Source organism: Butyrivibrio sp., assembly GCF_024699075.1.
Window position 1 is genome coordinate 1 of record NZ_JAILQF010000468.1, and the last position, 16,523, is coordinate 16,523.

Sequence of the window (16,523 nt, forward strand, 5' to 3'; positions counted from 1 at the left end):
TATACCTATGATGATCTTGAGGGTCACATGGCAACCTACGAAGCTACAATCTATGTAGAAGGTACTAATGGAATTGAAAAGATAACTACAGTACAGACAAGCGGAACTGCTTATCCTATAGCTGTATCATCTGACAACTGCCTTATACTTTCTGATAGAAATGCTATACAAAAAGCATATGTTGATAAGGCATCTTCTTCATATGTAGTAGCAGAGCAGTCTAGTGTAACCTTTACAGCAGATGGAGAAGAATCTTATTCTAACTATATTAAAGAGGCAGCTGAAATAGCTACTGACTCAACTGTTTATGATGAACTTAGTGATGAATATCTTGCATCAGAGATCTTAAGCTTCGAAGCTGCAGGAACTACATCTGATAATCTTCCTTATCTTACAGGCGGTGTATACCGTGCATACAACGGAGATGATCTTTATAATGTAGCAAACTATATCGTATTTGATAACGAGACTTCAGGTCATACTCAGACACCTGATGGTCTGTCAGGAGTAGCTTTTGATTATGAGGCAAGTGCAGATTCTATCACTTTCCATTTCGGTTCTGCAGACGATAATTCAGTTGCACAGCTTGACCTTGAAAATGCTTCATTCCCTGTTTTGACTTTCAGTGATGACAGCCAGCTGGGATCAGAGACAGTAACTCTTGTATGTCTTGGTAATGCTGATGCACAAACCTTCGATGCTGTAACATACTATGACAACGACAACAATCTGTTAATGCAGGTTACAAGCTTTGATGAGACTACTCTCACGGGAGACATCTATCGTGAAGAAAGAATAAAAGCAGACTATGTAGACAACGCAGAAGATGGAAGCAGCATATATTCCGTAAATGGAACAGAGTTTACAGTAGTATCATTTGAAGATGCTAATACTGAGCTTGCCTATGCAGATAATGCAGATGACTTTAAAGCTGACGTAATTGGTACTACAAGATTCGACGGTTTTCTTGTTAAGAGCAGTGATGGTAACTATTATGCCCTTGAAAAAGAGGATTATGAAGAATTATATACAGTCGTTGAACTCATGAATGAAGGTAATATAAGAAAGCTTATTGAAGAAAATGTTACTTTCAGTATCAAAGAAAACTGCAATATTGTACTTCTCAAATTCGTATCCGGTGAAGAAGCAATGGAACTTGCAGAAGAATATATTATTGGTAGAGAATTTAAAGGCGATAACTATCCAGGCTGGTCAGAAGATGCAACAGAGTACTACATGACAAGCGGCATGCTTGTAAGCATAAATGTAGTAGATGGTGAACTTTACAACATCGTCCAGCAGTATATTCCTTAAGCCTATAGACTTATATCCCTTGCTTATCTGGCATGCACAGGCATTGCCAAATAGGCAAGGGATTTTTTTGAATAGTTTTTCATGACAAGAAAAATATTTATTAACTGCAAAATGCCTTCAAATCGCAAATACCCTCACATATTTCATATGCGGAGTGTTTCATACAATACCTGTGCATAGATTGCTGATACGAAGTCACCCGGGTGATTGAGCATATTACCTGTTATATCTATAAAGCGCTTATGTTTTAATAATTCCTTATGTACGCTCTGAACATCTGCAAGCACTATACCTCTTGAAGTAATACTTCGAAGTGCATCCGAATATTCCGCATGATAGCAGTCAAAATAATACGGAGGTGTATGTACTTCAGGATTGGGCAGAGATGTTGATATAAGTACAAAATCGCATTCAGGAAATTTTTCTCTTATTCTGTCTATTATTTTAAGAGTCTTTCTTGCATATTCACTTCCCTTATCCCTGTCATTCATGCCAAATCCAAGTATTACCAGATCAGGATCATGTTCAAAGACTCTTTCTCGTACATTGTCATAGGCCCAGTCCGAATTCATTCCACTTTCTGATACATTTATAAGATTTACATCTTCTTTTTGCTCATAGGCATAGCTTTCTCTAAGTCCATCGATCATAACCTTAGGCCATATTGGCTGGTAGGGACTTTCATTATTAGCCGCACTTGAATCATAACCGCAGCAGATACTGTCTCCGTATAATACTATATTAACTTTTTCTTTATTCTCGATCTTCTTTTTGAAGTAAGGAAGATCATCTATCTGATTGGAAGGCACATATCCTTTCCAGGTATCTGTAGTCCTGTAAGTTATTGCAATCTGATGTCCTGTTATAAAAGAAGGCTTTCCGATAGCTCCAAGGTTTAAGTATCTACCATCATTCATCATTACAGGACTGCACTCAAACTTGTTGTCCTGTCTCTCCATTGCAGCATCGGCTTCTTCTTTGGTTCCAAAGCTGATAAAAGAGCTGTCGATAGAATTAATTACTGAATCTGATGTGGTATAGATCTCATTTCCTTCAAGATAGCAATCCCTGCCAAGCTCATATACACTGCTTCCATCATAGCTTTCGATTTTCAGTATCCTGTCAGGTTTATAAAGAAAATGTGCTTTACAATAAGCTCCTTCTTTTAACATTGCAAAGGTTTCTCTATAAACGATCTTGGTATCCCAGATTGGTGTTAGAAGCGTACCTATGTTGTACATTTTCGTCCTCTTTATAATAGTAATTAACTATAATCACATTATACAAAAGTGTATTTACTATCCACTTACTATGTATTTCAATGATCTTCGTTCAATAATATCTATTTGCGAAACATCAATCACCTAAAGATAATGGTTTTTCTTGCTATACCCTTATAAATAAACGGATACCACGTTAATGGTACCCGCTTATTATAGATATTACTTTTAAGTTACTTGTAAGCTTATTATAGGTATTAATTCAAGTTACTTGTATGCTTATTACATTCTATACCTTTTATAAGATTATATTTCTAATAGCATATTAAGGAGTTTACTATTTGCTTGCTTACTTCTATAGATCAGTTACCCATTGCTGCAACACGGGCATCTATTACAGCCTGGTATTTATTAGTATCAAACTCTACTACAGATTCCCAGCCAAGGCCGTTAAGTGTAGTAACCATTTCATCCCACATCTGGTCGAATTCTTCTTCGCTAGAAGCCCATACCATTCTCCAGGATGCATCACAGATTTCCTTACCACACTGGCTTCTTGCAAGTGCAACATCTGTATCATCTGAAGGAAGTGACATGTTGATCCATGGAACAAAGCTTGCCATATTATTGTTCTTAAGATATTCAACTTCGTCCTTAGCTCCAAACTTCTCAGCCCACTCTTTATTGGTAGCTGTAGTATTAAGCTCTACATATGTTGACCAGTAATCTGATGAATATGTCTCACCTGTTTCAGGGTTAGTCTCTATACCTGCAACGATCCACTGGTTGATGTTGTTGTTACCATCTGTAAATGTTCCTCCGCCGTACTCTTCAGGAATGGTTACATCTGATGTGAATCTGTTAAGTCCGTCTTCAGTAAGTTCATACTTTCCATCTTCGTTAACAGTATACATAACATTTTCAATACCTACATGCTGTGTCTGAAGTCCGTCAGGTGAGCAATACCAGTCAAGGAATTCAAGGATTCTTGTCTTCTCTTCTGCTGTTACGCCTGATCCAATACCAATTACACGACCATCACCATAATAAGAATCTGATGTCTGGAATACATTCATATCTGAGATAGGTAGCGGAACATAGTTCTTTCTTTCTTCACCGTTAGCAGGTGTATTTGTAAAGCCCTGCATCCAGTTGTTCCAGATAAGATAAGTTCTTGTACCACGCATCTTGTCACAAGCTGAATTCCAGTCCTGTGTTGCAGAGTCAGGATCAACGATTCCTGCTGCCTGTGCCTTAAAGAAGAATTTAAGCATCTTGTAGTATGCACCATTTTTATCAGTAAGAGGTCTTATTGTATTATTTCCCGAAATAAGAACTGAACCGTTAACCTCTTCGCCATACCACTTTGTAAGCTGGTTAACATTTTCAATACTTGTTCCGTCCCAGTCAGGCCACATTGTGATACCGTAAGCCTTATCACCATCTGCATTTGTAGGATGGTTTTCCTGAATTGTCTTAAGAAGATCGATAAGATCATCTGTTGTTTTAAGCTCAGGTGAACCCGCCTCTACATAATAATCCCATCTTACACGAGGCATTGAACTCATAGTATTTTCTACATAGTCTGTAGGTCCGTTTGAGTTCATTTCAAGCGGGATAGCAAATACACTTCCGTCTCCTGCTCCCTCAAGATTAGCATTGAACATCTCGATCTGTTCTTTGTACTTTGAAAGATTAGGATAGTTCCAGATCTCATCTCCTATATCCATTACAAGACCTGAGTTGATACAATCCTGCATGTCAGCATTATCCAGAAGAATAATGTCACCAAGATTTCCTGATGCTGCTCTTGTCTGATAAAGCTGTGAAGCATCGCCTGATACCTGAGGAGCTATAATATTAAGTTTAATATTAAGACGATCCTTAAGTACCCAGCCAAACCAACCTGTCTGCTCGCCCTGGTAGTTAGCAGCAACGTCGTAAACTTCGAATGTCATCTCTTCTTTCGAGCCACCTGTTTCAGTTGCGCCCCCTGTCTGAGCTGTTGTTCCGCCTTCTGCGCTCTTACCGCAGCCTGTTATTGCTGCGATAGTCATTGCTGTTGTCAGACCTGTAGCAAGAACTTTTTTCTTAAAGCTGTTTTTCATATTACCCTCCTTATAAATTCCACGTGACAAGCACGTAGTTATTAACCCTTAACTGCACCGATCATGATACCCTTTACAAAATATCTCTGGAAAATCGGGTATACCAACATGATAGGAATTACTACAATTACTGTAATCGTCATTCTGATACTTGTTGCTGTCTGCATAGTTGCAGCAGCTGCTGCAAGCGAGCTTGAACTTGAATTGTTGGCAAGAGATGAAAGTGAACTTGCCTGATTCAGGTACTGATACAAAAGGAACTGCAAGCTGTAGAGTCTGCTCTCTGTTACAAGAAGGAGCGTATCCTGGAATGCATTCCACTGGTTAACCGCAGCAAATATCGCGATAGTCGCCATGATAGGCTTCATAACTGGAAGCATTACATGGAAGAAAGTCTTAAGAACTCCTGCTCCGTCCAATTCTGCTGCTTCAGATAATTCTCCCGGAATTCCTTCTACAAAAGTCTTTGTAAGTATGATAAAAAACGGTGATACAATAACCGGAAGAATATAACCAAGGAAATTATTGGTAAGATGCAGATTCTTCATTGTAAGAAACCATGGAATAATACCTGCATTAAAGTACATGGTAGCCACAACAAGTCTGTACCAGAATTTCTTGGCCCACATATAACGCTGAGCGAACATATATCCAAGATATGAGGAAGCAGATACTGTAAGAAGTGCACCTATCCCTGTTCTAAGTACTGATATCTTTGTTGCCTGAAACAGTCCGTCAACCTTTAATACACTTGCATAGTTATGGAAGTGGATCTGCCTTGGCCAAAAGAGGATAACTCCTCTCTGGCTCAAGTCATTGGCACTTATAGTATTGATGATGATGTAATAAAAAGGATATATACATACGATCACTGCAAATATGAAAAAGATATAGCAGCATACTTCAAGGACTATGTCACCTGTTGTTCTATGCATTTTGTTATGAGTATTTTTTTGTACTGTTGAATTATTCAATTTCTTATACCGATCAGCTGTTTTATTACTTTTATCTGAATTATCATTTATTTTTTCTATATCCGAAAAAGAACCTATCTTAGCATTAGATCCTTCAGCCTTTACAACTTTTAAACCTGATGCTTTATCTTCTTTATCCTGAATAATACTTTCCATTACCCTTACTCCTTTTTGTTGATCGCATGATTACTTACAAAATGCTTTCGCCTCTGACCATCTTGGATACACCATTTGCAAAGAATAAAAGCGCAAGGCTTATGATGCTCTTAAGCATACTGATCGCAACAGAGATTGAGTAACTTCCGCTTCCCATTGCCAGGTTGAATACATAAAGGTCAAGAACCTGGATATATTCTTTGTTGAAGGCATTCTGGAATACGTAAAACTGCTCCATACCATTTGAAAGGAAGTTTCCGATATTGATCATAAGCAGTACGAAGAAGGTTGGAAGAAGATTAGGAATTGTTATAGTCCAAATGATCTTCCATCTGTTAGCACCGTCAACTCTTGCCGCTTCATACATTTCTTCATCAATACTTGATATTGCCGAGATATACATGATCGCTGCCCATCCAAGATTCTTCCAGGTAAGCCACAGCCACTGAGTGAGCCATACGTGATTGGAGGATTGGAGGAACAAAATAGGTTCTTTAATGATTCCAAGACTCTGAAGGAAGGAATTCATCATACCTGTACTGTTAAAAAGTGAAAATGCTATTGAATATACAAGTACCCAGCTTATGAAGTTTGGAAGTGTTGTTGCTGTCTGAACAAACTTTCTGAATCTTGTATTTCTGATCTCATTAAGAAATACCGCAAAAAGCATAGGGATCCATGATGTAGAAAGTGTGATACCACTCATTACAAAAGTATTCCTTAAAACACTTAGTATCTGCTGGATCTTAACCGGTGACTCAACCATCGATTTAAACCACTTAAAGCCTACAAAGCTGTCCATTGTCATAGGTCTTGGCGGCCTGTAATCGAAGAATGCATATACCCATCCATAAAGAGGGTAATAGCAGAAGACAAGCGTAAGAATTATAAAAGGCGCTACAAGAAGAAAGTTTACAAACGCTCTTTTATCACGTTTATTTTTGAACATTTCCTGACCTCCCCAATCTACTGCCATATATGCGCAAAAAGCATATACACTGCTTAATGCCCTGTAGCAGTATCATCTGTTTCTCTATGGCAAAAATATATCATTTGGCTTTCGTCAGATTTTCTCATTTCTTGTCTTAAACAACACAGTTTTTGTCATATCATTTATCATTTCTTGCGCTATACTTTTTTAATCTTGTTATATTTCCGAATACAAAGCCTTTTTGGCCAAATGATTTGTATAATTAGTAGACAAGGGTGATTGATATCTTTGCGAATTTATATTATTATTTGTGCAAACTGTTTTTTGGATCCAAATGTTGTATGTCTCTTAATATGGGGGTATTAATAGATGTCAAGCAAAAGAGTTTCCGGCTATAATGCCATAACAGAAGAAGAAAGATACATGAATCCCATCTGTCCTCAGCCCTATATAGGCGGAACAGGAACAAGCTATGACGGAACCTATGAATATGTAGATTATCTTCCAGGAACCAATGTTCGTATCTGGTATACTTCAAAGCAGGACTGCTTTGCAGTTCATTATCATCAGCCGCTTGAAATAGTTCAATGCGAGCATGGCTACTACATAAGCACTATCCAGGGAGTAGAGTACAAGATATGCCCTGGAGATATTCTGCTTATACCAAGTAAGATGGTACATACTCTTTTTCCAATGAATGATTGCAGAGGCTATGTTCATCTGCTTGATCCATCAGTAATAAATGATATAAGAAGCACTGCTCTTATTAAGGATGTTCTAAGCAGGCCTGTTCTTATAAAGGCTGATGATAAGCCTGAGCTTGCAGAGAATATAGGTTCACTTCTTTATATGATGCATGATGCTTATTTTGGATCAAATGCTCTTCGCGAGCTTATAGTATATTCATACCTTCTGCAGATACTTGATAAAGTAGGCAACAGCCTTATGGGGGATTCTCTTCCAGATAAGACTGATTATTGCAACTGTGCAAAAGAACTCGTCAAATACAACAAAGTACTTAACGAGGTCTGCGACTATATTTCATCAAGTTACGATGAGCATTTAAGTCTTGAGGAAGTATCCGAGAAGTTCGGATTTTCTACATGTTATTTTTCAAGAATATTCAAAGAGTATACCAAGACAGGTTTCAAAGAATATGTTAATGCATGCAGAATCAAGCATTCCAAGGAATATCTTACAAAGACAGAACTTAGCATTAATGATATCTCTGCAAAGGTTGGATTTGAAACAGTGCAGTCCTTCAACAGAGTATTTCTTAAAAAGACAGGTAATACACCTTCAGGCTACAGAAAGCTGTACAAAATGAAAACATTATAAGACCATATAAAAGAAAACATTATTAAACTATAAAAACAAAATCATTATATGGCAATAAAAATGCCGCACGCATATTTATTGATGATGCGTACGGCATTTTAAAATAATCAAATATTTCGCTTTTAAAAGTTCGAGATAAGCCTTATTTACTGGATCATATTGTTGTAGTCAAAAACAGGGTATCCATTTTCATCCCACTTTACTTCCATGACCATAGTATGTCTGTTTGGATCATAAAGCGGATCGCCAACTATTTCTAGATAGGTTCTTGCGTGGAATACACATACATCTCTTCCATCAGGAAGCTTTGTAAAGCTGTTATGACCAGGGCCATAAAATCCTTTTTCTCTATCAGATCTAAGAACAGGCTTCTTTTCTTTCTTCCACTGTCTTGGGTCGAGAAGATCATCATCTTCATCTATGCTAAGCATTCCAAGACAATAGCATTCTCCTGTAGCGCTGGCAGAATATGTAAGGAATATCTTACCGTCCTTTTTAAGAACTGCCGGTCCTTCATTTACCCATATATCAACTCTTTCCCAATCATAATCCGGTGTTGTGAGAAGAACCTGTGCTGTTGAAAGCTTTGTAGGAGATTCCATCTTTGCAATATATATATTGGAAATCTGTATACCTACACTAACTTTCTCTGCCCAGATGTAGTAATACTCACCTTTACTTTCAAGTATAGTAGAATCCAGACTGAATGCCTTGAAAGAGTATATGTCGTCGTCGCTTCTTCCTATCATACCTCTTTCTACCCATTCATCATTCATCGGATCTTGTCCCTGACATTCAAGTACATATGGACGAAGTCTCCATATATCATCTTCTCTTGAAGCAGCAAAATAAATATAGAATTTGCCATCAAGATAATGAAGCTCCGGAGCCCATATATGCTTGGACATATCTCCTGACTCATGCTTTACCCAAATGCACTTCTCTTCAGCTTCCTGAAGTCCTTTAAGAGTATCACTCTTTCTAAGGATGATCTTGTCATAATCAGGCACTGATGCTGTAAAATAGTAGCTTCCATCACTATGTCTGTATACATAGGGATCAGCTCTTTGCTCTATAAAAGGTTTATTGTATTTGGTTATTACTCCATTCCTGGGTCTTGTCTCAATCATAATTCTCCTCGCAAATATATATTATGGATTTTTAATTTAGATTAATCGTTGTATTTAACGCCATAAATTGTCTTATTCTGACCACAGGCTGTAAAAACAAACACTTCTTTGCCGCTTTCATCAAGCTGCTTGCAGAAGACTCCGCTATATTCTGTATCATCAATAGTTATATGAACATAGTAAGAACCTTCTGATACAGTATATGTTCCTTCTTTTATAGTACCGTCTGAAGCTTTACTGTATACAGTTCCGTTACTACCAAGATAGATGATCGTAGGATCAGTGTATTCTCCGCTTATATCAAGTCCGAGTTCTTCAAGATAGTATCTTCCTGCTATTTCTTCTGTGGTATAACCCGTATCAGAAATAGTCTCTCCATTAGTGATATAAGGAAGCATTACAGGCCAGCCTTCTTCATTAAGGAAGTACTGTCTTACTCTTGGCTCGAAATACTCGCCCTTATCTCCGAATCTTGTATGATAAACTATATATTTCTTGCCATCATTGTCGATCATAGCTGAATTGTGACCGGTTGCCTGATAAGCAGTTGTAAGTGATGGAAGGATATGGTTACCGCTCATCTTAAGACCGAAGGTTGAATGATCGCTATCAGATAGTTCAGGTTTATTACCATTCATATCTACGTAATCGCCATTAACTTCTTTGGATCTGAATACTCTTATCTGGTATCCGCCGTCACTTACAAGTCCGCCGTAAGATACGTACAGATAGTAGTAATCGCTATCCGGATCATAAAGAATATATGGTCCTTCTATGGACTTATGTCCACCACCAAAAAGTTTTTTGCCAAAATAAGCATCTACACCATTTTCAGGATCGGCTTCAGGATGAATTACGTTTCCTGTAGCTTCATCTATCTCAAGAAGGAATATTCCTCCGCTCCATGAACCATATACCATCCACATCCTGCCGTCTTTATCATAGAAGACAGAAGGATCAAGAGCATTAGGATACTCATCAAAGTTATAAGTTCCATCAAGCTTTACATAGTTATCGAGCGCATAGTCTTCATCTACATAATCACAGACATCTGTCTCTTCTATGTTGTATCTTGTAAGACCTGAATAAACAAGGTCTCCGCCATACTCATAGGTTCCGTCTATAGTCTTGGATGTAGCAAAGCCTATAGTTGATGCATTCCAGGTTGATGAAGTGCAATAGTACATGTAATATAGGTCATTGGCCTTATTGTATATAATATCGGGAGCCCAGAGGTGACATGTTCCATCATCTGTTGGAACCACGCTGTCTGCCTTTCCTGTATATCTGAAGACTTCTCCTGTTTCATCCTTGAACAGATCACCAAATATCATATTGGTTGCTGTATATCCATTGCCCTTAAGAGTCCAGGTCCTAAGGTCATCAGAGTATGCAAATGTCATATGAGATCCAACAATATAATACTTATCATCAGTAACGACTATGGAAGGATCATGAACCGAAGAACCTGCATTAAGGCTTCCTGTCTCAATCTGTGACATATCAGCATCAAAGTTCATGTCATCTGTAGAAATATCATTTCCTGATACCGCATTACCACATCCGGAAACAGTATTTATCAATAGTCCAGCAGCCAGTATAGCTGCTGCGGATCTTTGTATCTTTTTAATCATATATGTATATCTCCTAAGTACGAGCGACAAAAGTTACCTTTTCCAAGTAAACGCCGCGTCTCAACAAGAATAACTATAGAGGCGCGGCGTTTAAGATATCATATTTTAAGTTCTTTTGGACTATGGGTCATCTTAACTATAATGTCCTGATTGTAGTTACCAAATCCTCTACCAAAAATAGTAAGACCACCTACATGTTCTGCATTTTCAGGAACTTCAAGTTTAAATTTCAATATACTCTTCGGAGTAAGCTTGAACTGATCAATATTAACATCAGAAATCTTAAGTCCGTCTATGAAAGTTCCTTTGTGGTTGACCACAAGCATTTTAAGCAATCCGTACTGATTCCAGTTTGGGAACCACCAATCCGGTGTAAATATGCCCTTTACATCTCCATAATCACCGGGAGATATCCAAGTCCCAAGAAGTGTATCGTTCAGATAGAAATAAATATCTGAAGGCCATACATTATTAACGCCAGGTGCTTCCGAACTAAGTTCTGCAGAAATACAGATCTCATCAATTATCTGATTGTGCGGAACAAAATTAGGAATGGTGTATTCTACATATCCTCTTGTAAACCAAAGAATATCAGCCTCATACCTGTCGGAATGAGCAAAATATCTGTTATCATCAACCTCTCCAATAAGCCTGTTGCTTGAAGCAAGGCCGCAGGTAGGGTAGACAGAAAAGTCCGTATAATGACCCACTTTAATATCTGAAGTGTAGACATTTTCATTCTGAGGTCTATCCTGGAGTTCAAACAGAATCTTGTCCAGATGAACTGAACACATCTTCTGATTGCCGTGCCCGGATGTATCTGACGTAACCATTACGATTCCGCATTCCTCTAGCTTCTTAATATGACTGGTAAGTGCACCATTTGTGATATTAAGGCGTTCTGCAAGCTCATTCATGCTGAGCCCGCTTTCATTAATTAAGACTTTAACAATATCAATACGTATGTCTGAGCCGAGAGCCTTTAAAACATTTCTACCTTCATCGAGAGATTTAATATGCAACATGACATTATTTCCTTTATCCCTTTAGTATAATCAATTTATTTTATACCACTTATAGCGATAGATTCAATAATTACTCTCTGGAATACGAAGAACAATAACAATGTAGGTAACATTGCAATAACTGATGCTGCCATGATAAGAGCATAGTCACTCTGTATTGCGTAGTATGAGTTGAATGATCTGATAACAACCTGAAGTGTCCAAAGCTTCTCACTTCTAAGGAAGATCGTAGGTGCAAGATAATCATTCCAAATACCCATGAACCACAACATGAGCTGTGTTCCAAGAGCACCCTTCATAAGTGGAAGGAATATCTTATAATAAATTCTGAAATAGTTACATCCGTCAATCTTAGCTGCATCCATAAGCTCTGTTGGAATGCTGTACAGATTCTGTCTAAGGAAGAAGATCATGCTGACATTACCAAAGCATCCTGGAATGATAAGTGGAGCAAGTGAATTGGTCCAGTGAAGCTTTGTAAAGAGAACATACTGAGGAATCATAACAACCGCAAAAGGAATCATGATAGTAGCAAGGAGAGCCAGGAACAATAAATTCTTTCCTCTGAAGTCCATCTTTGCAAATGCAAATGCAGCAAGTGAAGATGTAAAACCACCAATTAAAAGTACAGGTATTTCTACAGTAATTGTATTGATGATACCTGATATAAACTGACCCTTTTTCAAAACTTCTGAATATTTTCCGATAAGAATCGGATTAGGGAAAATAGTCAATGAGCCTGAAAGGATCTGGTTTTTTGTCATGAATGATGTTGCTACCATATAAATGAGAGGAAACACCATTGTAAATGCAAAAAGGGCAAGTAAGACAAAAATAACTATATTCCAAAATTTTTCACCGGAAGATAAGACACGATCTGTCTGATAATCTTTATTTCCGCTTTTTTTCTTTAATGCAACTTTCATCTGTCTCACCTCCTTAATCTATAGTCTTTACCCATTTATCCTGCCCCCAGAAATTGATGGCAGTAATAATGAAGATAATAATAGCCAGAATAACCGCTACAGCACTACCATAGCCAAGCTGACCGTTGGTAAATGCTTTTTCGAAAAGATAGAATACAACTGTTGCAGATGAATAGTTAGGTCCACCTGATGGAGTCATAACCTGTACTTCTACGAATACCTGGAAACCACCGATAAGTGATGTAATAAGTACATAGAAAGTAACAGGGGAAAGAAGAGGAAGTGTGATATTCATAAATTTAGCAAAGCTTCCTGCTCCGTCGATCATAGCTGCTTCATAATAATCTCTTGGAATATTCTGAAGTCCGGCAAGATAAAGGATAATAGTACCACCAAGGCCCTTCCATACCATGAATATAACCATGGAAATCTTAACCATTACTTCATCACCAAGCCAGTTAGGACCATGAGCTCCTGTAAGGAACTTATAGATTCCGTTAAAAAGACCGTAGTCGTAGTTAAATACCCATGCCCAGAGAATAGAAACGGCAACAAGAGAAGAAACAACAGGTACATAGTACATTGTTGTAAGAATTCTCTTTCCGGGTATCTTTCTGTTAAGTCCCATAGCCACGAGCATACCAAGGATCATTCCGATCGGAATACCTATCATATATATAATGGTAGTTCCCATTGCTCTCCAGAACTTAACATCTGATAATATCTTTACATAGTTTCCAAGACCTATCATATTTCCCCACAGGGAGTTGATACCAGTCCACTTACTGCAACTGGCTATAAGCGCAAAAACAATCGGATATGCCATAAAGAACAAAAATCCAAGAAATGGAGGTGCGATAAAAAGCCAAGCCCATCTCTCTTCTCTTTTGGCCATATCTGATCTTTTAATCTTTATCTTCTTTTGAGATGCCATATTACTTGCTCTCCTTTTCTCAAAATACGAGCCCCTCTGGTTATAAAGAGGGGCTCTATAACAATCTGAAGCTTATTACTTTGTTGCTGAATTCTGAAGTTCGATTGCTTCATCAAGAGCTGCCTGCATCTCAGGCTCTACCTGTGCAAGGTAATCCTCTACAGTAATATCGCCATTCTTAATATTGAATACACCTGACCAGAATGGTGTGAACCACTCAGAGTTGTATGTATAGTCTGTCTCCTGAAGTGAAGCTTCATAGTGATCATTACCATCGAAGTATCCGAAGATAACATCTACATTTGAAGCGTAAGGAACTGTTCCATCATTTACTGCATCCTTGAATTCGCCATAAGCAAGATCAACGATGTTAGGAAGCTGGATAGAAGCACCTGTTGTGATTCCTGAAACAGCTTTCTGACCTTCAACGTCTGTTGAAAGTTTAGCTACGAGCTGTGCACTAAGATCTGGATAGTTAGTTGTTGCAGATACGCAGTAACCAACTGAACCCATCCATGTGTGTGACTTTCCATCACCTGAAGGTCCTACAGGCCATCCGCAAAGATTCCACTTATAAGGGAATGTGTTCTCATCCATGAATGCAGCTACATCCCATGTACCGCAAGCATAGAAACCAACCTGACCATCAAGCCATCTCTGGTATCCACCAAGAGCTGTATCCTGTTCAACTGAAGGTGTAAGACCATCTTTTGTAAGGTCTGTGTAGAATGTAAGAGCCTCTGTAAGCTGAGGGTTGTTAGCTACATTAACCTGTGTCATGTCATCGTTAAGGAACTTAACGCCGTTAGAATAAAGGTAAGGTGTCATACCAAACTGGTCTGCGTTAGCAACGCCCCACTGATCGATCTCGCCATCACCGTCTGTATCCTTTGTAAGAGCTTCACAAACTTCAACAAACTCTTCGTATGTATATGGATTCTCAGGATCAGGATACTCAAGTCCTGCTGCATCGAAAAGATCCTGGTTGTATGCGAATGCGAAACATGAAAGATCCTTAGGGAATGCGTAAAGGGAACCTGTTCCTATATTAGTTCCGTCATAGCGGTAGATCTCCTGAGTTGTTCCCCAGATGCTGGAGATAGCTTCTTCATCAACATAATCGTCAAGTGCCATAATGTAACCATTATCAACATATGAACGAACTGCTGCAGGTCCTACGTAGAATACGTCAGGCATGTCGCCAGCTGTCATGTTAGCGATCATCTTCTGGTTGTACTCATCCTGTGTAGTAACTTCGAATACTACTTCCTTGATCTGATCTTTGTGTTCTTCTACGAACTCATCAATAAGTTTCTGATAGATTTCTTTTTCATGCTCCTGCATGTAAAGAAATACGTGAAGTGTCTCTTCACCTTCACCTGTTACAGTTGTGGATGATGACTCATCACTAGTACCTTCTGTAGCCTGGTCAGAATCAGCTGTGCTTTCCCCTGCTTCCTCAACAGTTGTTGTTGCGCAGCCCATCATGGCTGAAGCGCTAAGAAGCATTGCGAGTGCAGAACTTAATACCCTTCTCTTCATAGTAAATCCTCCTAAATAACTTTGCGTTTACAAGTAACTTATGATGCAATTTTACTAACACAAATCACGGTAGTCAACGGTTATTTTTGATTTTCCTTAAATATTTTATATTTTTGTCGTTTTTAACAAATACACAAATTATTTTTTGTAAATGTATAATAAAAGAATTTATATTACTAATGGTCAAAATACATTTCGCTTTCGAGATCACCCGAAATATAGGGGCAAAATGATCTTTTTGAAACTTATATCAGGTATATCATTTATATAAAAAATCCATCTACTGCCTAACAACATATTTCGTTGTAAGCAGCAGATGGATTTGTGATCAATTAAAATCCAAGCCATAAAGCCCATTATTTTATATAAAATACTTTACAAAAAATGCATGCATATTATCTGGTGATATTGCTTGTCAGTTCTCCATTAACATAGCTTGCTTCTACATACCTGTCTTTGCTGATCCAAAGCTTAAACTCGACATCTATATCCTTGGGCCATGCCGGCAGCATATATATCTTGTCATCAATTACCTGCATGAGCATTTCCTGAAGGCCAATCATACCGCAGCCTCCATGATTATGATCAGGAGTATAATCGTGTCCCGGTCCCCAGAAAGCAGGGAACCTCCTCTTCGAATCCTTCAGCTTATCAAGCTGATACTTCATTGCTTCATCAGTAAGACCAAGCCTTGCAGCAAGAAGACCCACATACATCCAGCTCAGGTTCATAAGCTGGTCTTCTTCATCCCAGCCATAGAAATATGTATCTCTTGCTATCTGAAGGTCTTTATTATTAGTATCTCCGATGCCAATCTCATGATAAGGATATGCACAGTAAAGCTGAGGGAACTCGCAGTTTGTTTTTACATAATGTTTGGGCTCTTCGCAGGGAGCTATTACCTCATGTCCATTTTTATATTCAAGTGGTATAGGCGGAAGCTCGTCCATAAGCTTCTTCCACTTTGTTCTTTGAACATCGCTTCCATATGAACATTTTAAAAGCTCTTTGATAACTGCATGAAGGGCATATATTACATCAGCCGGATTTGTAGCTGCTGTCTCATCCTCATTGTAATTAGCTGCATATCTTCCTTCCTGTCCCCAGACTTCTACAATACCTGCCTTATGGTATGTCTCCTGCGCTGTTGACGGGAATATGATCCTGTGACCATTATCATCAAGCTTATTGTATTTCTTATCATAAAAGTTAAGTATAGTATCAATAAACTCAATATACGGTGCAGGATCCTCATCCTTCACAAATTCAAGATACTCAAGCATCATGTAAC

The 16,523-nt window shown here is 38.3% G+C and carries 13 protein-coding genes; 2 read left to right on the plus strand and 11 right to left on the minus strand.

The annotated features are described in order from the left end of the window. A partial coding sequence (locus K6G87_RS18645) for a hypothetical protein (protein WP_296840678.1) occupies positions 1-1,314 on the plus strand: 1,314 nt, incomplete at its 5' end. Between the two features lie 143 nt (positions 1,315-1,457). Here K6G87_RS18645 and K6G87_RS18650 read toward each other — a convergent pair. The 4 genes from K6G87_RS18650 to K6G87_RS18665 all read right to left on the minus strand — a co-directional run bounded on the left by K6G87_RS18650 (position 1,458) and on the right by K6G87_RS18665 (position 6,721). Further along, positions 1,458-2,555: an SGNH/GDSL hydrolase family protein gene (locus K6G87_RS18650; RefSeq protein ID WP_296840681.1), complete on the minus strand. Its 1,098-nt coding sequence runs from the start codon at positions 2,553-2,555 to the stop codon at positions 1,458-1,460. Between the two features lie 341 nt (positions 2,556-2,896). Beyond that, entirely contained in the window at positions 2,897-4,642 is a 1,746-nt protein-coding gene (locus K6G87_RS18655) for a sugar ABC transporter substrate-binding protein (protein WP_296840684.1), read from the minus strand. A gap of 41 nt (positions 4,643-4,683) precedes the next feature. Continuing rightward, positions 4,684-5,577 (minus strand): carbohydrate ABC transporter permease, encoded by an 894-nt coding sequence (locus K6G87_RS18660; protein WP_442863381.1) that lies wholly within the window; start codon positions 5,575-5,577, stop codon positions 4,684-4,686. A 229-nt stretch (positions 5,578-5,806) separates the two neighbouring features. Continuing rightward, positions 5,807-6,721: an ABC transporter permease subunit gene (locus K6G87_RS18665; protein WP_296840689.1), complete on the minus strand. Its 915-nt coding sequence runs from the start codon at positions 6,719-6,721 to the stop codon at positions 5,807-5,809. A gap of 351 nt (positions 6,722-7,072) precedes the next feature. Here K6G87_RS18665 and K6G87_RS18670 point away from each other — a divergent pair, with 351 nt between their 5' ends. After that, positions 7,073-8,041 (plus strand): AraC family transcriptional regulator, encoded by a 969-nt coding sequence (locus K6G87_RS18670; protein ID WP_296840691.1) that lies wholly within the window; start codon positions 7,073-7,075, stop codon positions 8,039-8,041. Between the two features lie 146 nt (positions 8,042-8,187). Here the strand turns inward: K6G87_RS18670 and K6G87_RS18675 are convergent, their stop codons facing one another. The 7 genes from K6G87_RS18675 to K6G87_RS18705 all read right to left on the minus strand — a co-directional run. Beyond that, a complete protein-coding gene (locus K6G87_RS18675) occupies positions 8,188-9,171 on the minus strand; it encodes a glycoside hydrolase family 43 protein (RefSeq protein WP_296840692.1) in 984 nt (327 codons plus the stop codon). Between the two features lie 41 nt (positions 9,172-9,212). Then, entirely contained in the window at positions 9,213-10,805 is a 1,593-nt protein-coding gene (locus K6G87_RS18680; protein ID WP_296840694.1) for a glycoside hydrolase family 43 protein, read from the minus strand. Between the two features lie 98 nt (positions 10,806-10,903). Next, positions 10,904-11,830 carry an ArsR/SmtB family transcription factor gene (locus K6G87_RS18685; protein ID WP_296840696.1) on the minus strand — a complete coding sequence of 309 codons (927 nt, stop codon included), beginning with the start codon at positions 11,828-11,830 and terminating at the stop codon, positions 10,904-10,906. A 35-nt stretch (positions 11,831-11,865) separates the two neighbouring features. Then, positions 11,866-12,756, minus strand: a complete 891-nt coding sequence (locus K6G87_RS18690) for a carbohydrate ABC transporter permease (RefSeq protein WP_296840697.1) — start codon at positions 12,754-12,756, stop codon at positions 11,866-11,868. 13 nt (positions 12,757-12,769) lie between these two features. Then, positions 12,770-13,690: a carbohydrate ABC transporter permease gene (locus K6G87_RS18695; protein WP_296840701.1), complete on the minus strand. Its 921-nt coding sequence runs from the start codon at positions 13,688-13,690 to the stop codon at positions 12,770-12,772. Positions 13,691-13,765: 75 nt separating this feature from the next. Then, positions 13,766-15,232, minus strand: a complete 1,467-nt coding sequence (locus K6G87_RS18700) for an ABC transporter substrate-binding protein (RefSeq protein ID WP_296840703.1) — start codon at positions 15,230-15,232, stop codon at positions 13,766-13,768. A 395-nt stretch (positions 15,233-15,627) separates the two neighbouring features. After that, a partial coding sequence (locus tag K6G87_RS18705; RefSeq protein WP_296840704.1) for a hypothetical protein occupies positions 15,628-16,523 on the minus strand: 896 nt, incomplete at its 5' end.